20 protein-coding genes are annotated in these 22,805 nt (G+C 53.5%); 14 read left to right on the forward strand and 6 right to left on the reverse strand.

Features of this window, described 5'->3' with window-relative positions:
* Positions 1-39 precede the first annotated feature (39 nt).
* The gene (locus NSU01_RS14460) at positions 40-735 is read left to right on the forward strand and encodes a 5'-methylthioadenosine/adenosylhomocysteine nucleosidase (protein WP_042136531.1); all 696 of its coding nucleotides are present in this window, start codon (positions 40-42) and stop codon (positions 733-735) included.
* 25 nt (positions 736-760) lie between these two features.
* On the opposite strand, the gene NSU01_RS14465 is transcribed toward NSU01_RS14460, so the two are convergent.
* Entirely contained in the window at positions 761-1,393 is a 633-nt protein-coding gene (locus tag NSU01_RS14465; protein WP_042136533.1) for a GNAT family N-acetyltransferase, read from the reverse strand.
* A gap of 160 nt (positions 1,394-1,553) precedes the next feature.
* Between NSU01_RS14465 and acsA the strand changes: the two genes are divergently transcribed.
* Positions 1,554-3,278 carry an acetate--CoA ligase gene (acsA, locus tag NSU01_RS14470; RefSeq protein WP_076245398.1) on the forward strand — a complete coding sequence of 575 codons (1,725 nt, stop codon included), beginning with the start codon at positions 1,554-1,556 and terminating at the stop codon, positions 3,276-3,278.
* Positions 3,279-3,375: 97 nt separating this feature from the next.
* Here acsA and NSU01_RS14475 read toward each other — a convergent pair whose 3' ends face one another.
* Together NSU01_RS14475 and rpsD are read right to left on the reverse strand one after the other, a co-directional pair.
* Positions 3,376-6,294, reverse strand: coding sequence for a transglycosylase domain-containing protein (locus NSU01_RS14475; RefSeq protein ID WP_081969964.1), 2,919 nt, complete (start codon positions 6,292-6,294; stop codon positions 3,376-3,378).
* Between the two features lie 245 nt (positions 6,295-6,539).
* The gene (gene rpsD, locus NSU01_RS14480) at positions 6,540-7,139 is read right to left on the reverse strand and encodes a 30S ribosomal protein S4 (RefSeq protein WP_039297946.1); all 600 of its coding nucleotides are present in this window, start codon (positions 7,137-7,139) and stop codon (positions 6,540-6,542) included.
* A 391-nt stretch (positions 7,140-7,530) separates the two neighbouring features.
* Between rpsD and NSU01_RS14485 the strand changes: the two genes are divergently transcribed.
* The 5 genes from NSU01_RS14485 (at position 7,531) to NSU01_RS14505 (ending at position 12,647) form a co-directional block, all read left to right on the forward strand.
* On the forward strand, positions 7,531-9,531 hold the full coding sequence (locus NSU01_RS14485; RefSeq protein ID WP_076245401.1) for a diguanylate cyclase: 2,001 nt from the start codon (positions 7,531-7,533) through the stop codon (positions 9,529-9,531).
* 173 nt (positions 9,532-9,704) lie between these two features.
* Entirely contained in the window at positions 9,705-10,571 is an 867-nt protein-coding gene (locus NSU01_RS14490; RefSeq protein WP_076245403.1) for a hypothetical protein, read from the forward strand.
* Positions 10,572-10,666: 95 nt separating this feature from the next.
* Positions 10,667-11,782: an aminopeptidase gene (locus tag NSU01_RS14495; protein WP_042136541.1), complete on the forward strand. Its 1,116-nt coding sequence runs from the start codon at positions 10,667-10,669 to the stop codon at positions 11,780-11,782.
* A 138-nt stretch (positions 11,783-11,920) separates the two neighbouring features.
* On the forward strand, positions 11,921-12,166 hold the full coding sequence (locus NSU01_RS14500) for an HPr family phosphocarrier protein (protein ID WP_042136544.1): 246 nt from the start codon (positions 11,921-11,923) through the stop codon (positions 12,164-12,166).
* A 178-nt stretch (positions 12,167-12,344) separates the two neighbouring features.
* Entirely contained in the window at positions 12,345-12,647 is a 303-nt protein-coding gene (locus NSU01_RS14505; RefSeq protein WP_039297956.1) for a YlaN family protein, read from the forward strand.
* Between the two features lie 72 nt (positions 12,648-12,719).
* Here NSU01_RS14505 and cax read toward each other — a convergent pair whose 3' ends face one another.
* Positions 12,720-13,790, reverse strand: a complete 1,071-nt coding sequence (cax, locus tag NSU01_RS14510) for a calcium/proton exchanger (protein WP_042136546.1) — start codon at positions 13,788-13,790, stop codon at positions 12,720-12,722.
* Positions 13,791-13,944: 154 nt separating this feature from the next.
* Between cax and NSU01_RS14515 the strand changes: the two genes are divergently transcribed.
* Entirely contained in the window at positions 13,945-14,310 is a 366-nt protein-coding gene (locus NSU01_RS14515; protein WP_019911482.1) for an Asp23/Gls24 family envelope stress response protein, read from the forward strand.
* Positions 14,311-14,415: 105 nt separating this feature from the next.
* Here NSU01_RS14515 and ftsW read toward each other — a convergent pair whose 3' ends face one another.
* Together ftsW and NSU01_RS14525 are read right to left on the reverse strand one after the other, a co-directional pair.
* The gene (gene ftsW, locus NSU01_RS14520) at positions 14,416-15,684 is read right to left on the reverse strand and encodes a putative lipid II flippase FtsW (RefSeq protein WP_081969965.1); all 1,269 of its coding nucleotides are present in this window, start codon (positions 15,682-15,684) and stop codon (positions 14,416-14,418) included.
* Entirely contained in the window at positions 15,681-16,028 is a 348-nt protein-coding gene (locus NSU01_RS14525; protein WP_042136549.1) for a YugN family protein, read from the reverse strand. The genes ftsW and NSU01_RS14525 overlap by 4 nt, the downstream gene beginning before the upstream one ends.
* 239 nt (positions 16,029-16,267) lie before the next feature.
* On the opposite strand from NSU01_RS14525, the gene NSU01_RS14530 reads away from it, so the two are divergent.
* The 6 genes from NSU01_RS14530 to NSU01_RS14555 all read left to right on the forward strand — a co-directional run bounded on the left by NSU01_RS14530 (position 16,268) and on the right by NSU01_RS14555 (position 22,778).
* Complete coding sequence (locus tag NSU01_RS14530) at positions 16,268-17,440, forward strand: amidohydrolase (RefSeq protein WP_076245405.1); 1,173 nt, start codon at positions 16,268-16,270, stop codon at positions 17,438-17,440.
* 80 nt (positions 17,441-17,520) lie between these two features.
* Complete coding sequence (locus NSU01_RS14535; RefSeq protein ID WP_076245407.1) at positions 17,521-17,952, forward strand: CBS domain-containing protein; 432 nt, start codon at positions 17,521-17,523, stop codon at positions 17,950-17,952.
* Between the two features lie 173 nt (positions 17,953-18,125).
* Positions 18,126-19,838 carry a DNA repair helicase XPB gene (locus NSU01_RS14540; protein ID WP_076245409.1) on the forward strand — a complete coding sequence of 571 codons (1,713 nt, stop codon included), beginning with the start codon at positions 18,126-18,128 and terminating at the stop codon, positions 19,836-19,838.
* The gene (locus tag NSU01_RS14545) at positions 19,835-21,988 is read left to right on the forward strand and encodes a helicase-associated domain-containing protein (protein WP_076245411.1); all 2,154 of its coding nucleotides are present in this window, start codon (positions 19,835-19,837) and stop codon (positions 21,986-21,988) included. The genes NSU01_RS14540 and NSU01_RS14545 overlap by 4 nt, the downstream gene beginning before the upstream one ends.
* A 46-nt stretch (positions 21,989-22,034) precedes the next feature.
* Complete coding sequence (locus tag NSU01_RS14550; protein WP_042136559.1) at positions 22,035-22,472, forward strand: YlbF family regulator; 438 nt, start codon at positions 22,035-22,037, stop codon at positions 22,470-22,472.
* A 42-nt stretch (positions 22,473-22,514) separates the two neighbouring features.
* Positions 22,515-22,778, forward strand: coding sequence for a YlbG family protein (locus NSU01_RS14555; protein WP_020432997.1), 264 nt, complete (start codon positions 22,515-22,517; stop codon positions 22,776-22,778).
* Positions 22,779-22,805 lie beyond the last annotated feature (27 nt).

The raw sequence follows: 22,805 nt of genomic DNA on the forward strand, positions 1-22,805 counted from the left end.
TTTTATGTTTCAGGGAAGTTATAAATGGGAGGGTTAAGGATGAGTGAAGTTCTGGGTCTGATTGGCGCAATGGATGAAGAGATTATGCTGCTGCTTGAGGAAATGGAGAATAGACAGACAACCGTGAGGGCGGGGATTACCTTCCATTCGGGAACTGTATTCGGCAAAACAGCGGTGCTCTGCAAATCGGGGGTCGGCAAGGTGAATGCTGCAGTAACAACGCAGATTCTGCTGGACAGCTTCGGCGTTTCGCGGGTATTGTTCACTGGTGTGGCAGGTGCAGTGCATCCCGATTTGAATATCGGGGACATTGTCATTTCATCGCAGTGCATCCAGCACGATATGGATGTGACAGCACTCGGTTACGCCAGAGGGGTGATTCCTTACCAGGAGACCTCTTCATTTCCGGCAGATCCGCAGCTGGTGAAGCTGGCGGAGCAGGCGTGCCGGGAGCTGAAGCAGAAGTCTGTGACAGGGATAGTACTATCCGGAGATCAGTTTATTGCAAGTAAGGAGACCGTTACCGTGCTGCGTGAGCAGCTGGACGGAGCTTGTGCTGAGATGGAGGGGGCCGCTGTCGCCCAGGTCTGCAATATGAACGGAACGCCGTTTGTGATCATCCGTTCCATGTCTGACAAAGCGGATGGTTCGGCCCATGTCAATTACCGTGAGTTCACGGTGACTGCTTCGGAACGTTCACACGCCATACTGGAGTATATGCTGAAGGCAATGTAAGCTCTGTGTAATGCAATCCCGGCCCTCAATACATGAACCGCTGTCTGAAGCGGACCCGGTCGAAGGTCTCGCGGGAGGACAGCGGAACAGCCTGGCCCATGCGGACCATCAGGCAATTGGCCGGATGGGAGCAGATTTCCGGGTCATCCGTGGCATACCACACCATATCTACGGTCTTCATCAGCTTCTCCATCATCTGCCTGTATTCCCAGACCGTGAGGCCGCTGCCCTTCAGATCCCAATGCCAATAATATTCCGTAGTGAATACGATGCAGTTCTCCAATTGCCCTTCTTCAAAAGCACTGGAGACCAGTAGCTTCGCAAGCCCGCATCCCCGGTATTCATCCGCGACTTCGATGGCCCCCAGCTCTACGAGATCTTCCATCCCTCCCTGGGACCACAGCTCCAGCTCATCCGGATAATGAAAGGTGACATACCCTACTATAACGCCTGAGACCACTGCAGCGACGACCCGGCCCTCCGGCAGTCCTGATATCTCGATCAATGCTTCCAGCTGCTCCTGCGGCTTCCGGAAGGCATCCAGATCGCGGTGCATAGCCAGGAGCTTGAGAGTATCCGGAGATAAAGGTCCTTCAACGGATATAAGCCTTTCTTTATGCTCTAAGGTATGGGACACGGGGATTTTGCAGTGCTCCATGATTGGGCTCCCTCCGGTTCACTATATTATGGAATGTAACCGCTTCCTGTGATATACTGGTTCCGACACGAAAAATTCACATTTGGCGCGTTGACATCATTGCAGTTAAGAGATTCTTACCCTTAAAGCTTAAATCAAACCAGTAGGGGAGGCAAGAGTAATGGGGCAAGTCCACAGCGAAATTTTGCCGGGCCGTGTGCAGCACTCGAATATGAAGGATTATTCAAGGGCTGTTGACGAATTCCGGTGGGAGGATGTCGAGAGAAGCTTCTCCTGGCATGGGACAGGTAAGGTGAATATGGCTCATGAAGCCGTAGACCGTCATGTGCAGGAAGGGCGGGGAGCAGCTACTGCTTTGATCTATAGTGATACTGTGCGCGAGGAGAGGTACACCTTTGCCGACTTGCGTGAGCGGTCGAACAAGTTCGGTAATGTGCTCCATAAATATGGGATTGGCAAAGGGGACCGGGTATTCATCTTCATGCCGCGCACACCGGAGCTGTACTTCAGCCTGCTGGGCATTCTGAAGGTGGGAGCCGTAGCAGGACCGCTGTTCGAGGCGTTCATGGAAACGGCAGTGAAGGACCGCCTGGAGGATAGCGGAGCGGTGGCTCTGGTGACTACGCCGGATCTGCTGCAGCGGGTGAAGCGAGACCAGCTTCCGGGGCTGCGTCACATTATTCTGGTCGGAGGTTCCGCAGCTGAAGATCCGGGGCTGCTGAGTTATGAAGCGGAAATGGCAGCAGCTTCGGCAGAGCTGGAACCGGAATGGTTGAGTCTTGAGGATGGTCTGATCATGCATTATACCTCCGGGTCCACCGGCAAGCCTAAGGGCATCTATCATGTGCAGCGGGCAATGATTCAGCATTATTATACAGGCAAGGTTGTACTGGATTTGCGTCCGGATGATGTGTACTGGTGTACAGCAGATCCCGGCTGGGTGACCGGAACCTCCTACGGGATCTTCGCTCCCTGGCTAAACGGAGTAGCCAACGTGATCCGGGGAGGCCGCTTCAGCCCGCAGGACTGGTATAAGACCATTGAACGCTATGGGGTAACGGTGTGGTACAGCGCGCCTACGGCTTTCCGTATGCTGATGGGCGCAGGGGAAGGAAGCCTTCAGGATATTGATCTGAGCAGTCTGCGCCATGTTCTGTCAGTAGGGGAACCGCTGAACCCGGAAGTCGTGCGCTGGGGTGATAAATTCTACCATCAGCGGATTCATGACACCTGGTGGATGACGGAGACAGGTGCGCAGCTAATCTGTAATTATCCGGGGATGGATATCAAGCCCGGCTCCATGGGGCGGCCGCTGCCCGGAATTGAAGCTGCGATCCTGGATGATCACGGCAACATTCTGCCGCCGTATTCCATGGGCAATCTGGCGATCCGGACACCCTGGCCGTCGATGATGGGTAAGGTTTGGAACAATCAGGCCAAATATGATGAATACTTCCGGATTGCCGGATGGTATATTTCCGGGGATTCGGCTTATATGGACGAAGACGGTTACTTCTGGTTCCAGGGCAGGATTGATGATGTAATCAATTCTTCCGGAGAGCGGATCGGTCCGTTCGAGGTGGAGAGCAAACTGGTTGAACACCCGGCGGTGGCTGAGGCAGGAGTGATCGGCAAGCCGGATGTGATGCGCGGAGAGATTATCAAAGCGTTCATTTCACTGCGGGATGGCTACTCCCCGACTGCAGAGCTGAAGGACGAGATTGCTGCTTTTGTCAAAGCGGGCCTGTCTGCCCATGCTGCGCCGCGTGAGATTGAATTCAAGGAGAAGCTTCCGAAGACCCGCTCCGGCAAAATTATGCGCCGTGTCCTAAAGGCCTGGGAGCTGCATCTTCCGGCAGGCGATTTATCTACGATTGAGGATTGAAGCCTATATCAGCCAGCTTATAGAAAAGACCGTTCCCTCAGATACAGGGAACGGTCTTTTACAGTTCATTCAATGGGTGCCATCCATAGACTTTAGCTTATGGCGTGGTTGCACCGGTATTGCCGCCGGCTCCGTTACTGCTGCCAGACGGCGTTGCTTCATTGCCGCCCGGCGGCTGGACAATGATCATTCCCGGATCATCGCTGCTTTCCGGGATGATTCCCGGATCCGGCGTTGGCTCCGTGCCGTCAGAGCCCGGCACTTCCTCCGGAGGCAGCGTCGGCTCTGGTGTAGGCTGAGTCCCGGCTACACTGCCGGAGGCTGTCTCATGCCCTGCAACGTCTACAGCAGCCACATAGAAGGTGGCATTGGCGCTGGCAGGCGTGCCGGGCTTGAAGACGGTACTCTCACCGGCTGATAGCACGGCCTGCTTTTGGAAGGAGCCGCCGTTCAGTGAACGGTATAACCGGTAACCCGCAACATCGGATGATCCGCTTGGAGTGAAGGTAACTACAGCTTTGCCTGTACTGTAGGAGACCATCACTTCACCCGGAGCACTAGGCGCGTTGCCGTCATCCACCCGGGGGTCCACCTCAGTCGGGAAGTCAGTCTTGGCATCTTCCGGCATGTAGTAAGACAGAGATTCATGTTCTTTCATGGCCGGGAAGGCCGCAAGCAATTCTTTGACCAAGCTCTGAATCGGCTTCTCGCGCTTGACGACAATCTTCTCTTTCAGGAAATCCTCCGGCGTTCCTTCCAGCGGAAGGTAATTCACCCCGTTGTAGGTGATATATTTGGCCCTGGAGATTCCGTCATCACTTTCTGTGGGTACGAACTTGGCGTTGAACAGGTCCGTGGTGAATTTATCCGTCAGCTCTGACGGCTTCTTGCCGCTGTAAGCGGAGACCGTTGCTTTGACGATGCCCTCCGGCTTCGGGAATTCCTTCGTCACGAACAGCTCCGGACGTTTGTTGATCACGGTATTCATAACCTTGGTCCACAAAGTCTGCGCCTGCCGTTTCTGCGTATCTCCCTGCAGAGTGTTTATCTGTTCTTTGTATCCAACCCACATGCCCAGGGTAACATCCGGGGTATAGCCCATGAACCAGACATCCCCGTAGTTCTGCGTAGAACCGGTTTTGCCGACAATCGGAACTTCTTTGAAGTGCTCATATTTGCTTTTGACTGTACTTGCTGTACCGTCTGTTATTACTGTGCGCAGCATATCCGTCATCAGGTAAGCGGTCTGCTCGGAGAAGACCTGCTCCGGATTCACTTTGTGCTGATAGATGATCTTGCCTTGGGAGTCTACAATCTTCTCAATCATATAAGCATCATTGAATGCGCCCTGATTGCCGATTGAGGAATAGGCATTGGTTAATTCTTCAACGGAAACCCCGTAACGCAGCCCCCCGATTACTCCGGTCTGTGCGTTATAATCATCGTCCTGAATCGTAGTAATCCCGAGCTTTTTGGAAAAAGTCCAGGCATTCTCAATGCCAACCTTGTCATTGAACAGCTTCAAGGCCGGCAGGTTGAGGGATTTATTCAGGGCATAACGGGCGGTAACCAGCCCCTGATAGCGGTTATTGGCATTCTTCGGAATGTGGAAGCCCTTGCCGCCGTCCTTCATTACAATCGGGGCATCATCCAGGATGCCGGCAGGCTGGATTAATCCGGCATCCAGCGCAGGCAGATACGCGGCAATCGGCTTCATGGTGGAACCGGGCTGGCGGACCATCTGGGTAGCATAATTCATTTGCTCGATGTTGAAGTCACGCCCTTCAATCATCCCGAGAATCGCTCCGGTCTTGTTGTTAATCATGATGCCGGCCGTCTGTTCCTTGCCTCTGGCCTTGCTGTCCTTCGTGAAGTTATCACTGTCTTCCGAGATGCTGTGCATCGCGCTGTACACTTTCTTATCAATGGTAGTGTATACCCGGTAGCCACCGGTCATCAGCTGCTGGCGGGCTTCCTCGAGAAGCAGCGTGTTGTCGGTGGTGGTGGCGGCGGCAGAATCCGAAGCAGCACCTGTGTTGTCTTCGTTCAGCGTCAGCATAATTTCAGCCGCTTTGCGCTCTGTCTCCAGCATCAGATAAGGGAAGGTAGCATAAGCCTTCTTCGTATGCGGAGCAAGCGAGCCCTTGATATCAAAGAGCAGGGCTTCATCATATTGCGACGTAGTAATCTTGTTCTCTTCCAGCATCCGCCGCAGCACCAGGCGCTGGCGGTCCATGGCCCGGCCAAAGGCAGTTTCATTGAATTCGCCTACGCCGTTAAACGCGGAGTATTTGGAGGGGAGCTGGGGCAGGCCGGCCAGATAAGCCGCTTGTGCCACGTTCAGCTTTTCCAGATCATCAAGACCGAAGATGCCTTTGGCGGCAGCCTTGATGCCGAATACATTATAACCGTTCGAACCGTTCCCGAAAGGAACCTTATTTAAGTATGCCGTTAAAATTTCCTGCTTGGACAGAAAACGTTCCAGCCGCAGCGACAGCAGGATCTCCTTCACCTTGCGGTCTTCTGTGCGGTCCAGATTCAGGAACACGCGGCGTGCCAGCTGCTGGGTCAGTGTACTGCCCCCGGTCTGAACGGATTCGTTCAGCAGCCTCTGCTTGACTGCACGCAGGGTGCCGTTGAAATCCACCCCTTTATGATTGTAGAAATTATTGTCCTCTATAGCGAGAACGGCATCAATCACAAGCTGTGGAATATCGTTGAATTCAATAAGTCTGCGGTCTTCTTCCGTCCGGAGCTGGCCGATCGGCTGCCCGTCACTGAAATAGGCAAAGCCGGTAATGGCATTCTGGCTGACTTCCTGTTGAATTAATTCTTCGGTGCGGACAGGGTCATCTTTCACTATCGAAGTCACGTAGCCTGCCACAGCGCCACCGGCAAACAGAATGCCGAGTATACCGAGTATAAACATCCACTTCACGACTGAACCGAACCTGCGGAGCCAGGATCTGCGCGGTGGACGCTGTTTTGCGGTCTTCTTCTTATTCTCCTCAACCATCGATGATTATCCTCCTTTTAACGGAACTATTATAGCACAATTTGGCGATTTTGAATGCGCTTCTGCCGCAGGGGATTTACTCTTACGCTGCTTTTGCCATAGATTCTGAGTACGGAATAGTCCTAAGCGCTGTTTCAGGGAGCAAACTATAGGAGTAACGGCAAGCGGGGAGAGGGTATAGAACAAAAAAAAGCTCCCGGATAAAGTATCCGGGAGCTTTGATCAGATTCGCTGGAAGCAGAATCTTAACGGTTGTAGAATTCGACGATTTGTTTCTCATCGATATCTTGGGACAGCTCGGCACGTTCCGGCAAACGAATGTATTTGCCTTCGAATGAACCATCAGCATATTCCAAGTAGCCTGGAAGGTGGGAGCGGTTGTCAAGAGCTTCTTTGATAGAACCCATAGCGCGGCTTCTTTCACGAAGTCCGATAACGTCGCCCACGCTTACGCGGTAAGAAGCGATGTCGACTTTTTTGCCGTTAACGGTTACGTGGCCGTGGGATACCAGCTGACGTGCGCCTGCACGGGAGTTAGCAAATCCAAGACGGTAAACCAGGTTGTCCAAGCGGCTTTCGAGCAGGAACATGAAGTTTTCGCCCGCGATACCCTGGAGCTTTTGTGCTTTGGTGAAAAGAGTTTTAAACTGCTTTTCGCCCAAGCCGTACATGTGACGCAGTTTTTGTTTTTCCAAAAGCTGCATTCCGTAGTTACTTACTTTTCTGCGTTGGTTAGCGCCGTGCTGTCCTGGTGGGAAAGGGCGTTTCAGGTCTTTGCCTGTACCGCTTAGGGAAATGCCCAGACGGCGGCTGAGTTTGAATTTAGGTCCGGTGTAACGTGCCATTATAGTAGACTCCTTTTAATTTGCAAATGTATTGTAGGGCCTATTTGCGCCGCAAATCGTATCCGTGAAAGCGTTAGATGGTTTCACACTGCCGAGGGAAGTTCAGCCGCTGCCCTGGCAGTAACGAAATGCGTAGAGGGTGACACAACGTTACGCCCAATTAAGACTTGTTACAGTCTTGTTCAACAATAAATATTATATGAAAATGACAGTCAAAGTCAAGCGCAACTTAAAAGAGTTTTTGTCTATCTTTGTCGTTAGTTCTTTGGTCCTAAAAAAAATCCCGGTTTTGAGGAAAATATAATGCAATACCTAAGAAAAGGGAGTAAAATATAGCTAATTAGATGTTATCGGGAAAATTTGATATCAAATAGCAAAGGGGATCCTCTTTATGTCGGAGCAGGAAGCATACGACCGCAAGGGCAGTCGTATGCTGTTACAGGACACCAAGCAATCAGGCGGAGATTATGAAGATCCCGCTGCTTGGCTGAGGGAGACGGACATAGTGTCCCATGATTTTCCTTATGCAGCCAACCTGATTGCCGAGAGTTTCAATGAATGGCTGGGACAGGCCGTACCGTCCTTCGCCAAGTCCTGGAACTGGTGTGTACTGAACTATGAAGCAGAATGGATTGATCCCATATACGAATTCCGGCAGGGGCGCTGGAAGTCAGAATGGGAAGAGGCGGCGGGAGCCTGCCTGCGCTCTGGCGGGATGCATGCCATTGAGGTTCAGGAGGATGGACAGGCGCGGACATTATTAGCTATGCCGATCTTTACACGCGGGCACGGGGAAATATTCGCGGTCCTTGGCTGTGAGATGCCGTCAGAGCAGTATGCCGAGGGTGGAAGACATACGGCAGAAGCGATGTCGATGCACTTCCAGACCTGCTTTTATCATAAATTTGAACATGTATTTGTTTCGGATCTTGCAGGTGTGCACCTGCATGCCGAGCGGGAGAGCAGCCGCCGTTCACTGCTCTTTCAGATTGTCCAGCGGATGCATGACAACATAGATGTGGATGCCGTGCTTACCGAGGTGATCGACAGTATTGCGGCGATGTATCCCGGGGCGCGGCTGGACCTGTTCATGTCGCAGGACCACCGCAGTACGCATCCCCAGGTCAAACCGCTGCCGCTCCACTGGGCCATTAATGACGTCTGTGCCAGAGCCTTCAAGGATGGACGGGTTGCGCTTCATGCCGGACGTGAGGACAGCTGTACGGTCGAGGTAGGTCTTCCGCTCGGAGGCAAGCAGGGTGTCTATGGTGTCTTTCATATGGTAATGGACAAGCCCTCCTTCCGTGAAGTGGATCTGCGTTTTCTGACCATGGTTGCGGATACGGCCGGCACGGCATTCGAGAACGCCAAGCTGTATGAACGCTCCAACCAGCTTATCCGGGAGCTGCGTATGAGTAATGAGCTTACGCAGCGCCTCAATCAGAGCCTGCGTCTTGGGGATATTTTTCAATTTGCCTTTGAGGAGCTTCTGGGGATGTTCGAGGCCGATTATTGCTGCATCCTCCATATGAATGAAGAAAGAGGCGGACTCGAAGTCATTGCCTGTAATCATATCCCGCTGCTGGGGGAATTGGTGGAAGCCGGGCAAGGACTGGGCGGGAAGGTCTATACTTCAGGCGAGCCGCTTCTTCTATCCGACTATAAGTACGCCGCCGGAATGACCTCTAAGCTTTTGGATGCGACCGGCTCGCAGTCGCTGATCGCCACTCCGCTAAATGTAGGGGGAGAAGTCCGGGGGGCTATTATGCTTGCCCATAAGGACGCCCACTTCTTCTCCTACGACAGCTACAGGCTGCTGCAGGCTATGGCCGGGCATATCGGGCTTGCGGTCGGCAACGCGCGGCTGCATGCTGAAGTGCGGCGCCTGGCGAACCGCGACAGCCTGACCGGACTCTTCGCCCGGCATTATCTGGATGAGGAGATCAAACAGCGGCAGTCTACGGATTTCTGCGGAACGCTGATTGTTGTTGACATCGATCAGTTCAAGGCGGTCAATGACACTTACGGCCACCAGAAGGGTGACAAGATACTGAAGCAGGTAAGTGAAATTGTGAAGTCCTCGATCCGCCAGGGGGATATCGCGGCCAGGTGGGGCGGAGAAGAGCTTGCCGTGTATCTGCCCCAGCTTGGGGTGCAGCAGGCAGTATTTGTGGCCGAGCGCATCCGCAAGCGGGTGATGGGGGAGACGGAGCCGCGTGTAACCGTGTCCTGCGGTATTGCAGAGTGGAGCTGGACAGATGAGCGGGTGAGTGTAGAATCGCTGTTCTACCGGGCGGACATGGCGCTGTATGAAGCCAAGAACAACGGCCGGAACCAGGTAGTGATTGATAACAAAATCGTTGAGAATACCGCTAAGAATCCTTGGGCCTAAGCCTCAAGGGTTCTTTTATTTATTTTTGGGGCCCCCGCAAAGTACTTGAGTCATCATCGAAGCCTAAGCTCCACTTTGTGGGGTTGTTTTTGGGGTTAATTTGCGTATAAGCCCTGCAATCAGGGAGACCCTAGGAAGAATGAATGATAATCCGACCGGAGGTCTTGAATGCCATGGTGAAATTATTGCTGTCCCGTGCAGGAATCCTCTCCCTTGTCCTGCTGATCTGCTTGATTCCTGTAAGCGGCTGCCGCGTCATGAATGACAGGCCGGCTGACGAGGATCTGAGTCTCGTGCTGGCCGGGATGGACGGCAGTGACGGCGTTTCCTTCGAAGGGGCGGCAGCGCTGCTGGTCGGCGGCAAGGCGGTTCCGGAATCCTCACTCTATTATGGAGGAAAGGTGGCGGACCATAACAAAGTCAGCTTATATTCCCTGCTGCCGGACGGGAGCCAGCCGGGTGCCGCCGCCGGATCAGCTCCGCATCCTCTTGAGCAGGGCTCAGGGGATGTTCCGGTCTACTACACCAGACTGGTGAAGGAAGACGGTGAATGGAAGACGCAGCAGGCAGCGCCGGCTCTGCAGGAGAGCAATCCGCTGGAGGCGCTGAACCCGCTCCGGCAGCTGGAAGAGCTGGAGGGGCTGGAGAAGACGGTAACCGAGGAGGCGGGGAGTGCCAGGGGAACCCGCGTGCTGCGCATTGAACTGACGCCGGAGGAAGCGCGCAGCCAGCTGTCGGCGGAGCTGGAACGGGAGATGCAGGCGATAAGGCCGGCTAGCCAGGTTGCCGCTGGAACGGCTGCTGGGGAGCCCGCTAAGGAGCTGGAGGCACGCGCAGCATTATGGGAGCAGAAGCAGGCTGAACTGCAGCAGAGACTGAAGCAAGCCAGTATCAGGACGGTTTATTATCTCAAGGTAGATGCGAAGCGCAATCTGCCCGCGCGGCTGACCTGTAACCGGACGACAACCTCCCCCGGCAGTGCGGGAGTGGTTACTGAGGAAACCTACATTACACAGGTTGATTTCTATGGCTATCAATGAAAGCTCACATGCCGTAAGAGCTTGCGCTCTTTAGCGGGCGTGCTACAATATAACGGTATATTTATTTTCAGCATGAGGAAGGAAGAGAGAGAAACATGAATGATCCACGAATTCAGAAGCTTGCGGCGAACCTGGTAGGGTATTCCGTAAACGTACAACCCGGCGAGAATGTGCTCGTCGAAATGATCGGCAGTGAAAGAGATTTAATTAAAGCAGTAGTGGAAGAAGTGGGCAAAGCCGGAGGCCGTGCATTTGTACAGCTGACGGATCGTACCGTTCTGCGCAGCATGCTTAAATATGCTACACCTGAAGGCATCCAGACCTGGGCAGAGATCGATCTGAACCGGATGAAGCAGATGGACTGCTATATCGGCATCCGTGCCGGTGAGAATGTCAATGATCTGGCTGATGTGCCGGAAGAGAACATGAAGCTCTACAATTCACTCTATTCCCACCCGGTACATAGCGAACAACGCGTCAAGCATACCAAATGGGTAGTATTGCGTTACCCTAATGCCAGTATGGCGCAGCTTGCCAATACAACAACCGAGGCTTTTGAAGACTTTTACTTTGCGGTCTGCAATCTGGATTATGCCAAAATGGACAAAGCCCAGGATTCGCTGGCTGAGCTTATGCGCAGAACGGACAAGGTGCGGATTGCCGGTCCCGGAACGGAGCTTACCTTCTCCATCAAAGGCATCGGCGCAGAGAAATGCTCCGGCCAGAAGAACATTCCCGACGGTGAAGTCTACAGCGCACCAGTGCGTGACTCTGTGAACGGGACGATCAGCTACAATGCTGCGACGCTCTATAACGGCGTGACTTTTGAGAATGTGAAGTTTACGTTTGAGAACGGCAAAATCATCGAAGCCTCCAGTAATGACACGGTGCGGTTGAACGAGATACTCGATTCCGATGACGGCGCGCGCCATATCGGTGAATTCGCCATTGGCTTCAACCCGTATATTCTGCATCCGATGAAGGACATTCTGTTCGATGAGAAGATCGCAGGCAGCCTGCACTTTACACCGGGCCAGGCTTATGATGTTACGGACAACGGCAACCGTTCGTCCATTCACTGGGATCTCGTGCTCATTCAGCGTCCGGAGTACGGCGGCGGAGAGATTTACTTTGACGATGTGCTGATCCGCAAGGACGGGATTTTTGTGCTGCCGGAGCTTGAAGGTCTGAATCCCGAGAATCTGAAATAAAATGTAATACAAAGCTCTGAAATGCAAGCCTGTAAGCTTGTTTTCAAGAAACACCTTGCGTGAGTAAGCGGATTCAATGTATCATGGAATTGGTTACAAATGAACTTAAGTTTATTATCAAGTTGCGGAGGGATTTCTATGTCCAGTAACAATGCGGCAATCGTGGATATTGCACAAACAGCCAGCCAGTTTAATTCATCTATCGTTCTTCAAGCGGACAACAAGTACATTGATGTTAAGAGTATCCTTGGTCTGTTCACTACTCTGGTATCGAGCCAAAGCTACGAGCTTCATGTACATGGCACAGATGCCGAGGAAGCCAAGAAAGCAATGAGCGAAGTGTTTGCTAAGCACAATTTGAACTTTACAGTTGTAGCGGAGTAATCCATTATTTCCGAAGACGTCCGGCCTTGCGGCAGGGCGTTTTTGCTGTGTGACCCGTAATATTTGTCCGTTCTTCACGAATCGTAAACTGAATTCTTGTATTAGGTCCTGATTTCGACTAATATTAAGTATAATAAGCAGTAGAAGCTGTAACTTTTGGACATAGGGGGGATAATGCATGACTTCATCGGATTTGCAGGAACAGCTTAATATCAAAGCAATCAATCTTCTACAAGAAGATGCCAATAAAATTGAGAAGCTTATTGAAGTGCAGATGGAGAATTTGGCGACTCGTTACTGCCCTCTCTATGAGGAAGTGCTGGATACCCAGATGTATGGTTTCTCCAGAGAGGTTGATTTTGCGGTCAGAGCCGGGCTGGTGCCTGAATTCACAGGCAAGCAGGTCCTGAGCAAGCTGGAACGCAACTTGGCTGTACTGTACGAAGCACTCAATAAGAAGGCTGAGGAGCGGGAGATGTAATTCCGGTCATTCATAAAAACGCACACGGGGACCCGGGAGGCCGCTCATGTGCGTTTTTTTTGTGCAGAGTTGTTATACCAGATAGAACGATACACCGAGAATCAGATATACCGCGAGCAGCAGCAGACCTTCGTACCAGTTGGTTGAGCCGTCCTGAATAATCGACTTGGCGATAAATACCGATACAGCAATAGCTACAATCTCGATGGTGGTGAATACGATGGACATGGTGTTGCCCATGAAGTAGCTGGCAAAGATCAGCACCGGGGCAACGAACAGGGCAATCTGCAGACTGCTTCCTACGGCAATCTCTACCGCAGCGCCGATCTTGTTCTTCATGGCCAGCATAATGGCTGCACTGTGCTCGGCGGCATTACCTATGATTGCCACCAGGAATGCACCGACGAACAGCTCACTGAAGCCGAAGCGTTCTGTCAGGGTCTCCAGGGTGCCGACCAGCCATTCGCTGACGAAAGCGACCATAACCGTAGCGACCACCAGGTAGAGGATCGAACGGTTTCTGGACCAGACCGGAGCATGCTCATTAGGCAGCTCTTCTGCACTGTCATCCGTTACATCAGCGAGATATTTCTTGTGCGTAATCATAGAGAAGACGAGCCAGGCCATGTAAGCGGCAATCAGGAGGCCGGCGACGACAAGGCTGAGTACATCTGTATCCTTCTCTGTGATAGAGTGGGTGTTGAAGAACATGGCGGGCACGAACAGGGCGATGACGGCAACAATCATCAGCGATCCGTTCAGCCCGGCGAGCGTGACATTGAAGTTCTGAACCTTGAACTTCATACCGCCGGCAAAAATACTGAGTCCCAGCACCAGCAGGAGGTTACCGATGATCGAGCCGGTGAGACTGGCTTTGACCATGTCGAAAAGTCCTTCTTTGACCAGGAAGAAGGCAATGATCAGTTCGGCAGCGTTGCCGAATGTGGCGTTAAGGAACCCTCCAAGCCGCTGACCGGCATAGTGGGCTACGCTTTCTGTCGCCCGGCCGAGGAAACCGGCCACGAAGATAACCGAGATAGCGGATAATACGAACTGCAGGGTATGGTCCCAGTCCGCATAATGTCCGATGGCGCTGAGGAGGAAGGTGATGACCAGCAGCGCCGGCGAGATCCATTTTTTCAAGGTAAAGCACACTCCAGTCTCTGTATGTAGGTTGAATTCATAATCAATATACCCAAATTGTTCCTGACTGTAAACGGGAATGCGAGAAAGTCATTTGCTTTTTAGCCTGTTTTCGAATTACAATAATTGATAATGAGTGTAGGGGGGATATGGCATGGCAGAACAACTTCAACTAGAAATGGGAAATATACGGATATCGAATGATGTTGTCTCGAAAATTGCCGGATTGGCAGCTTTGGAGACTCCCGGAATTGCAGCCATGTCTGGCGGTTTGTCTGAGGGCTGGGCGAAACGCCTGAGCGGTAAGAATGTGCAGAAGGGCGTTACTGTTGAAGTGGGCCAGCTGGAAGCGGCAGTGGATTTGCGCATTATTGTTCTCTATGAAACGCCGATTCATGAAGTGTGCCGGATGCTGCAGCAGAATGTCCGCGAGGCTGTGGAGAGCATGACAGGGCTTCATATCGTAGAGGTAAATGTTAAGGTAGAAGGCGTGGCCTTCAAGAACGATGAGATCTCGTAAGCGCTAACTGCATAAAGCGCATGACGGGTACACAAAAGGCAGTCCGGGGAATTTATCCGGACTGCCTTTTGTTATACCTTATTCAACCGGTCAGGATGCAGCCTCTTAACGGGCACGCGTGCTGGCACGGCTATTCGCACGTACCTGTCTGACGGTAGTGACGGACTTGACGACTTCCTCTTTGGAGGGACGGTTGGTTTCCCTGGAGATGCTGAGCATAATCCCCATACAGAGCATGGTGACCAGCAGGGAAGAGCCCCCGTAGCTGATGAAGGGTAACGTAACTCCCGTAAGCGGAATAGTGTTGGTCACACCGCCGATATTGATAAAGGCCTGAATCGCAATCAGCCCCATCACACCTATGCCGACCAGTGTGCCGAAGGGGTCTGTACACCGCAGCGCGATCAGAATGCCTCTCCAGATGAAATACAGATAGAGCAACAGGAAGATGGAGGTTCCTACAAATCCGAGCTCTTCACCGATAATGGCAAAAATAAAATCCGTATAAGGGTACGGCAGATAGTGCAGCTTCTGGATGCTTTGGCCGAAACCGGAGCCTTGTGTCCCGCCTTCTCCCAAAGCGATCAGTGACTGCATAATGTTATAGCCGCTGCCTTCCGAGTTATTCTCGGGGTCCAGGAAGGCCTCGATCCGGCCTTGTCTGTAATCCTGATTGGCCGCTGCCTTCTCGGTCGGCGGCGACAAGGAGTCGATGGCTGTCTTGGCTCCCATGACAAGAGCGACACCCAGGACCAGCAAGCCGATTGAGCCAAGAATATGCTTCATGCTCGCGCCGCCGGCATAGATAACAAGACCGCTGGTAGCCACGAGAATCAGACAAGAGCCCAGATCCGGCTGCATCATGATCAGTCCGGCCACAATACCGACGATGATCATCACAGGAATGTATCCGGTGCGAAGATCCCGCAAACGTTCGCCTTTTTTGGTGATGAGTGCAGACAGGTACAGAATGATAGAGATCTTGGCCAGCTCGGTAGGCTGGATGCCAAGGCCTCCGATGTTCATCCAGCTCTTGGCTCCGTTAATTCTCTCGGTGGTAGCCACGAAGAGCAGGAGCACCAGCGTGATGACGAAGATCGGAGCGTACCATTTCTTGAACTTGCTGTAATGGATATTCATCACAGTGAACATGACGAAGCTTCCCAGCACGGCCCAGACTAACTGGCGTTTCACGAAATAAAAAGCGTCATAGCTGAATTTCTCACTGGCCAAAGTTAAGCTGGAGCTCGCGCTGAAGACCATGACCAGACCGAAGCCGACGAGCAGCAGGGTAAGAATAAGCAACTGGAAATCGGGCGTTCCTCTTTTGGGCAGGCTGGCTTTGGAGGCTGTTTTTCCCTTCGCGGTACTCAAGCTTCCAGCAGCTCTTTCAATTGATGAATATGCTCTGTTGCGGTATCCAGTACCGCCTGAGGCACCTTAGATTCATACTCCAGACCGTGGGGGAAAGTGGCTTTGCCCAAGTAGACGGCTTCAATGGCCAGTATGGCATCCGCCTTTTCCAGCTTCCCTTCCACAGCGCGGGTGTTGATCCGCAGGAAGTACTCGCCGCCGTTCTGGCGGTCTTCTATCTTGCAGTCGTATGTAGCGCGGTAGTATTCCCACTGCCAGCGGATAAACCCGGCTTTGGTTGCGCTCTCGTCCAGATAAAGAAGGTCACTCTTCAATCCTTCGAGGCCCGTGTTCTCAAATATCATAGCGCACAACTCCCCTGTATGAAGTATAATGATACATTTGTAATTAAAATTTGCGATGTTCCTCCTCATGATAGTATGTTTCACGGGGTTGTGCAAGGTAGAGCGGGCCTATTGATACCCACTTTTTTGTGTTTCTGCTACAATAAAAGATATATGGCATGCTGCGGCCGGTCTTTACATAGAAGAGTCAGACTGCAGGCTTGTCCGAAGTATGCTGCCGGAGAAGGGAATGGAGAATTATGGAGAGGTTAGCGGTAGAGGAGCTGCTGCCGGAGATGGTGAAATGGCGCCGCCATTTACACCGCCATCCGGAGCTGTCTTATCAGGAGAAGGAGACATCCGCCTATGTCGGGGCAAGACTGTCCAAACTTGGGATTGAAGTTAGAAGAAGCGGGTCCGGCTACGGACTGACAGGTATACTTACAGGGGCACTGCCCGGCAGAACAGTTGTTCTGCGTGCAGATATGGATGCCCTGGCGATAACTGAAGAAAATGGACGGGAATATGCTTCGCAGAATCCCGGGGTTATGCATGCCTGCGGACATGACGGGCATACGGCTATGCTGCTGGCTGCGGCTGCCTATTACAGTGCACGCCGTGAAGATATCCGCGGCGAGATCCGTTTCCTGTTCCAGCCGGCGGAAGAGGTCTGTCCGGGCGGTGCAATGGGGATGATCGCAGAAGGTGTGCTGGACGGTGCAGATGCCGTCTATGGACTGCATCTGTGGACGCCGTTTCCGCTAGGAACCGTAGGCAGCGCGCCAGGCCCGCTGATGGCCTCTGCCGATGAATTTTTCATTGATATTATCGGCAAGGGCGGCCACGGCGGCATGCCGCACCGTACGGTGGACAGCATTGTGGCAGGGGCGGCCCTGGTCACCCAGCTGCAGAGCATTGTCAGCCGGACTGTAGATCCGCTGCGTCCTGCAGTGGTCAGCGTAGGGACGATTCAAGGCGGATCTGCCCAGAATATTATTGCCGAGCGCTGCCGGATTACCGGGACTGTGCGTGCGTTCGATGAAGAGACGCGCTATCTGATCCGCCGCAGAATCGAGGAGATGACAGCTTCCATCGCAGCAGCGTATGGTGCAGAGGCGACTGTCGATTATCTGATGGGTTACCCGCCGCTGGTGAATGATGAAGCGGAATTTAACCGCTTTTACCGTGTCGCCCCGGAAGCGCTGGGAGAAGGCGCAACTGTTATGCTGATGGAGAAAATTATGCCTGCGGAGGACTTCTCCTATTATGTTAAGGAAATCCCCGGCTGCTTCATCTTTGTGGGCGCTGGCAATCCTGCCAAGGATGCCGTCTATCCGCATCATCACAGCAAATTTGATTTTGACGAGGATGCCATGCTCTATGGGGCGAAGCTTCTGGTAGCCATGGCCGATTCCTGTCTGAATGAACAATAATGTATTTGTATAATATTTGACGCTTGAGGAAAAACTACTCACAAATGGCATGGTGACATGGCAGACAGGAGGGTTCATTCTTGAAGACAGTCAAGGAAGTAATGACCGCCAATCCGGCTTCGGTCACGCTGCTCGATAATATCTATGAGGTTGCCGTCAAAATGAGAGATTACGGGACGGGCTTCATTCCTGTAGTAGATTCGGCCGACGGGGCAACGCTGCTGGGTGTAATCACGGACCGTGATCTTGTATTACGAGGCTATGCGGACAAGCATCCCGGCTCCACAGCCGTTGAAACCGTCATGAGCCGGGAGGTTATCTCCATTTCGGAGACGGCTTCTGTTGATGAGGCAGCGGAACTGATGGCTTCAAGGCAAATCCGCCGTATTCCGGTGACCCGTGACAAGAAGCTGATCGGAATTGTGTCGCTTGGCGACTTGGCGGTGAAAAGGATTCATGCGGATGAGGCAGCAGAGGCGTTAAGCGGTATCTCCCAGCGGCAGCTGCATTAAATAGGGTTATGGGAAGCTCATGTCCGTTAAACGGAGGTGGGCTTTTTCAAAATTGAAATTAATATGCAGAAAGCCCCACGTTGTGGGGTTATTTTGTGCTACCTGTTTATGGGGATAATCCATTTCCTGCTGTATTAAAGCTTATACACTGTAGATCACAAGGAGGGAATACTATGAATGCTGATGGAAAGGGTGCGTGCATTACCAGAAACGACCGGACCATTCTGCTGGAATGCGGCCATCCCGGATATGAGGAAGCCCGGGCAGTCCTGGCTGATTTTGCCGAGCTTGTCAAAAGCCCTCCGGTCTATCACACCTACCGGATAACGCCGTTGTCCCTGTGGAATGCAGCGGCTGGAGGCCAGGAGGCAGAGGCGGTTATTGCTAAGCTCCGCATGCTGTCACGCTGGGGAATTCCCTCCGGCCTTGAGGGTGAAATCAGGCAGCTGATGGCCCGGTACGGAAGATTGCAGCTGCGCACGCATGAAACTGATCCGCTGCTCATTACGCTCTCGGCTGATCAGGCCGGACTGCTGGATGAACTGGAGGGCAGCCTGATTCTGAAAGAGCTGGGCTGGTACAGGGCAGGCTCTTTGCAGAGCCATTGTCCGAAGAGCAACAGGGGGCTGCTCAAGCAGGAATTAACAGGACTTGGTTATCCTGTACTCGATTATGCCGGTTTCCGGGACGGGCAGGAGCTGAAGCTTGCCTGGACGGAGGAAGCGGGGAAGGGGGCCGGAATTAGCGGCGAGGCTTTCGGGCTCCGGGATTACCAGAGAGATGCTGTACAGCAGTTCCAGGGGATTGGGGGCATCGGCGGCAGCGGTGTTGTTGTTCTGCCTTGCGGTGCGGGCAAAACGGTAGTAGGGATTGCAGTACTGGAGCATCTGCAGTGTGAAACGCTGATTCTTACCTCCAGCACGACCTCGGTCGAGCAGTGGCGGGGTGAGCTGCTGCAGCGGACGACCCTGAACGTGGATGAAGTCGGGGAATATTCCGGTGAGAAGCGGGAGGTACGGCCTGTCACGGTCGCCACCTATCAGATTCTGACCCACCGTACAGCCAAGGGAGGGCCGTTTGTCCACATGAATCTGTTCAATGAGCGGAACTGGGGACTCATAATTTATGATGAGGTCCATCTGCTTCCGGCTCCTGTCTTCAGGGCAACGGCAGACATTCAGGCTACGCGCCGGCTGGGTCTTACAGCAACGCTGGTCCGGGAGGACGGCAGGGAAGGTGATGTGTTCTCCCTGATCGGGCCCAAATGTTACGATCTGCCCTGGAAGGTGCTGGAGAGGCAGGGATGGATTGCGGCAGTGGATTGTACAGAAGTGATAGTCCCGATGGATGAGCGGCTGCGGCAGCAATATATCTATGCCGGGGCGAAAGAACAGTTCCGCCTTGCGGCCGGCAATCAGGCTAAGGCTGCGGCCGCGGCATCGATTGCTGCGGCACATGCCGGGGCGGCGATCTTGGTGATCGGCCAGTACCTGGACCAGCTGGAGCAGCTGGCGGAGACTCTGGGCGCACCGCTTATTACCGGCAAAACTACACAGAAGGAACGGAGCGCATTGTATGCCGCCTTCAACGAAGGGCGGTTGCCCCTGCTGGTCGTTTCGAAGGTGGCTAATTTTGCCGTCAATCTGCCGGATGCCTCGGTGGCGATTGAGGTATCCGGAGCCTTCGGCTCACGGCAGGAGGAGGCTCAGCGGCTGGGGCGTATTTTGCGGCCTAAGCCGGGCGACAACAAGGCGTATTTCTATACGCTGGTCTCGGGGGATAGCAGGGAGCAGGAATTTGCCTTGCGGCGCAGGATGTTCTTAACCGAGCAAGGCTACGATTACGCAGTCAGAATGCTGGAATCCGCGGAGGAGGCTATTCTATGATGAGGCAGGAGCCTGATGCAGATATTCAGAAGCTGACGCCGGAAGCGCAGGCAGTGCTCCAGGCGATTTGTGCGGAACACGCAGCCAGTCCTTGGGCGGCGGATACCATTGAACGGCTGCGGCCGGCATTCCTGTGCCGTGCTGAGCAGGAGCTGGCGCTGAATGAGCTGCTCATGGCAGGGATGCTGGAGCTGCGCCAGAAAATGTGGGGAGAGAAGCTGTATCAGATCCCGCAGCAGAGGTTCCCCCGGATCGTGCGGAGCTTCTGGCCTGCCTGTCCGCAGAGTCTTGGAGAAACGGATGTACAGGCCCAGCTTGCTGCCTGCACGGGTCTGGCTGCCGAGCTGTTCCGGGGACTGTTATTTACAGCGCGGGAGGGCTTGCCGCTGACGGCCAAGGGACTTATACACAAGAAGCAGCTCGGTCTGCTGGCAGGCCAGCTGTCGATGCAGGAGGAGCATCTTGCTGGACTTAAGCTCAACCAGGCCAGTTCTGAGCCTTACCCGCTTCCGGTAACCGTTATCGTAGATTTGATGGCTGTTCTGGGTCTGATCAGCCGCAGCAGCAGCGGATATTTAATAGACATAACGAAGCTGCAGTGCTGGCTGGCGCTGACTGAGCAGGAGATGACCGATACGCTATACCGCATTGTAATTAGCCGATACGGCTCACCGGAGCCTGCCGGACAGCATTTCAGACATCTGATCTCCACGGCGGAATTCCCCCCGGGAGAATGGTTTGCCGTGCCGCCTCTTCTGGAATGGATGATACAGAGCGGCCTTGCCAAAGAGCAGTCTGTTGCTGGTTCGGACGGTCCGGAGCTGCATGCGTCCGCCATGGCCTGGCTCCGCTGCCTGTCAGGCTTCGGCTGGTGTGACCTGGGTTATTCAGCCAAGGGAGAGCCCTGCTTCCGGTGGAAGGCAGTGAAGCCGCAACTGGACGGAGCTTCGGCAGGTACAATAGAGCCGGAGATAAGCGGAGAAGATACAGGTATAGTGAAAGCGGAGGAATCGCAGCCAGATGAAGCCTGCGGCGGATCTGCTGTACCAGAAGGCCGGCCAGAACATGAGCATGATTATGAGCAGGAGCAGGAGCAGGTGCAGGTGCAGGAGGAGTCACTCTCCGGCAGCTCATTGAAGCCAGGGGAGACTGGCGCGGACTGGGGTTTGCCTGCAGAATTTGCTGTACCTGCGGCCGGCAGGTTCGTTGTCCAGCCGGATTTCGAGGTGCTGGTCCCGCCTGAAGTTCCGTATACCCTCCGCTGGATCCTGGCAGGATACGCCGAGCTGCTGCATAATCAGGACCTCTGGAGCTTCCGGCTGACCCGGGAAATGCTGGAGTCCGCAGCAGAGCTGGGCTGTCCTCCAGGGAATGCCATTGCTTGGCTTACCGCGCATGCTCAGGGGGGGCTGCCGGAGCAGGTGGAGCTGTCGCTTCGGCAGTGGGCTAAGGGAATCGGGCGGACATCATTGTCCGAGGTTATTCTGTTGTCCTGTGCAGGTGAACAGGAGAGCGGAGATATTGCTGCGCATCCCCGGCTGCAGGATATTCTGACACGGATTGGCCCGCTCCACTTCATCGTTCGCCCGGAATCTGTCGGCCAGCTGCGCAAGGAGCTGGCTGCAGCCGGGCTGGCTCCGCCAAGAATCATCGGCGGCCGGGAGGATGCCTTGCAGCCGCACAACCCGTTCGGACCTTTTGAACGGTCCGCAGCATCACTCCGTTATGAGCTTCCTTCCACTGCCGCGGAACGAGGACTGCTTGGTGCTGCAGCGTGTCCGAAGCTCCTGCCGCTGGCGGGGACAGCGCAGGATCAGGAGCTGCTTCCGGGTGAAGATGCCGTTCCGCAAATGTGGTTCAACCAGTGGAGGCAATACCATGTGACAACGGCGCAGAAGGTGATGGAGCAGGCGCTGGGCTGGGGAATCAAGGTTAGAATTTCTATGCAGGGCCAAACTGCAGACTTCATTCCGGAGCAAATAAGCGGGCGCCCGTGGAGAGTACGGGGGAATCTGCTGCGTTCAGGTTCAGGGACTGTAGAGCAGATTCAGCTTGCCGCCGAAGACTGGCAGGAAATGAAGCTGCTGCATCCGGTCAAACAGAGAAATTCCTCTTCTTCTCGAGCAGCCGGATATGTTATGATAAGGTAGTCTACCGTTTGCGGTAGAACATTAATGCAGAAAAGAGTTGAAGTTCATGAGCGTAGCGGAATTAAATACGGTCGATATGGCCGAAGTGCTGACATACGCCTATGAATTAGGCGATATGATTAATCAATCCGCCGAAGTGTCGGATTACTTATACTGGAAAGGGCGGGTCGATCAGAGCCCCGAAATCCAGGCCATGGTCAGACGGCTGCAGAGCAAGAAGGAGCTGTTTGAGGAGACACAGCGGTTTGGACATTTTCACCCGAACTATCATTCGGCCAAGGATGAGGTTGAGTTAGTAGAGCGGGAGCTGGAACAGTTCGAAGAGGTTGTCCGCTTCAAGAATGCGGAGAAGACGCTGGATGATATTCTTCACTCCATGTCTGAAGCAATCGCCTTCTCGGTATCGGACAGCATCAAGGTTCCGAGCAATGACCCGTCCCCCAAAGGCGGATGCGGCAGCGGAGGCAAATGCTCTTGCGGATAAGCTGGCCGTATTGAGAATAGAGAAAGAAAGGCGGATGAGCTTATGTTTGCGGAACGGACAGGTTATATCGTTTGGGTTAGCGACGTCAAGGCAGCGCGTAACCTGGAGAAATACGGAACACTGCACTATGTTTCCCGAAAGATGCACTATGCGGTAATGTATGTGAACGCGGAACGCGCCGAGGAAGTTATGAAGAATGTCCGCAGACTTTCCTACGTGCGTAAGATTGAACGTTCCTACCGCAATGAACTCAAGACTGAATACACCAGCAATGGACCGGACAAGTCCCGTTATTACGGTTTGTAAATTTAAATATAGCCATTTTGGACAGGC

The sequence above is a fragment of the Paenibacillus sp. FSL H8-0259 genome, from assembly GCF_037963255.1.
GTDB classification, from domain to species: domain Bacteria; phylum Bacillota; class Bacilli; order Paenibacillales; family Paenibacillaceae; genus Paenibacillus_AQ; species Paenibacillus_AQ phytohabitans.

What these genes read in the sequence shown, in the direction of transcription:
- NSU01_RS14460 (WP_042136531.1), top strand. Translation starts at nt 40, where the DNA reads ATGAGTGAAGTTCTGGGTCTGATTGGCGCAATGGATGAAGAGATTATG.
- NSU01_RS14465 (WP_042136533.1), bottom strand. Translation starts at nt 1,393, where the DNA reads ATGGAGCACTGCAAAATCCCCGTGTCCCATACCTTAGAGCATAAAGAA.
- acsA (WP_076245398.1), top strand. Translation starts at nt 1,554, where the DNA reads ATGGGGCAAGTCCACAGCGAAATTTTGCCGGGCCGTGTGCAGCACTCG.
- NSU01_RS14475 (WP_081969964.1), bottom strand. Translation starts at nt 6,294, where the DNA reads ATGGTTGAGGAGAATAAGAAGAAGACCGCAAAACAGCGTCCACCGCGC.
- rpsD (WP_039297946.1), bottom strand. Translation starts at nt 7,139, where the DNA reads ATGGCACGTTACACCGGACCTAAATTCAAACTCAGCCGCCGTCTGGGC.
- NSU01_RS14485 (WP_076245401.1), top strand. Translation starts at nt 7,531, where the DNA reads ATGTCGGAGCAGGAAGCATACGACCGCAAGGGCAGTCGTATGCTGTTA.
- NSU01_RS14490 (WP_076245403.1), top strand. Translation starts at nt 9,705, where the DNA reads ATGGTGAAATTATTGCTGTCCCGTGCAGGAATCCTCTCCCTTGTCCTG.
- NSU01_RS14495 (WP_042136541.1), top strand. Translation starts at nt 10,667, where the DNA reads ATGAATGATCCACGAATTCAGAAGCTTGCGGCGAACCTGGTAGGGTAT.
- NSU01_RS14500 (WP_042136544.1), top strand. Translation starts at nt 11,921, where the DNA reads ATGTCCAGTAACAATGCGGCAATCGTGGATATTGCACAAACAGCCAGC.
- NSU01_RS14505 (WP_039297956.1), top strand. Translation starts at nt 12,345, where the DNA reads ATGACTTCATCGGATTTGCAGGAACAGCTTAATATCAAAGCAATCAAT.
- NSU01_RS14515 (WP_019911482.1), top strand. Translation starts at nt 13,945, where the DNA reads ATGGCAGAACAACTTCAACTAGAAATGGGAAATATACGGATATCGAAT.
- NSU01_RS14525 (WP_042136549.1), bottom strand. Translation starts at nt 16,028, where the DNA reads ATGATATTTGAGAACACGGGCCTCGAAGGATTGAAGAGTGACCTTCTT.
- NSU01_RS14530 (WP_076245405.1), top strand. Translation starts at nt 16,268, where the DNA reads ATGGAGAGGTTAGCGGTAGAGGAGCTGCTGCCGGAGATGGTGAAATGG.
- NSU01_RS14540 (WP_076245409.1), top strand. Translation starts at nt 18,126, where the DNA reads ATGAATGCTGATGGAAAGGGTGCGTGCATTACCAGAAACGACCGGACC.
- NSU01_RS14545 (WP_076245411.1), top strand. Translation starts at nt 19,835, where the DNA reads ATGATGAGGCAGGAGCCTGATGCAGATATTCAGAAGCTGACGCCGGAA.
- NSU01_RS14550 (WP_042136559.1), top strand. Translation starts at nt 22,035, where the DNA reads ATGAGCGTAGCGGAATTAAATACGGTCGATATGGCCGAAGTGCTGACA.
- NSU01_RS14555 (WP_020432997.1), top strand. Translation starts at nt 22,515, where the DNA reads ATGTTTGCGGAACGGACAGGTTATATCGTTTGGGTTAGCGACGTCAAG.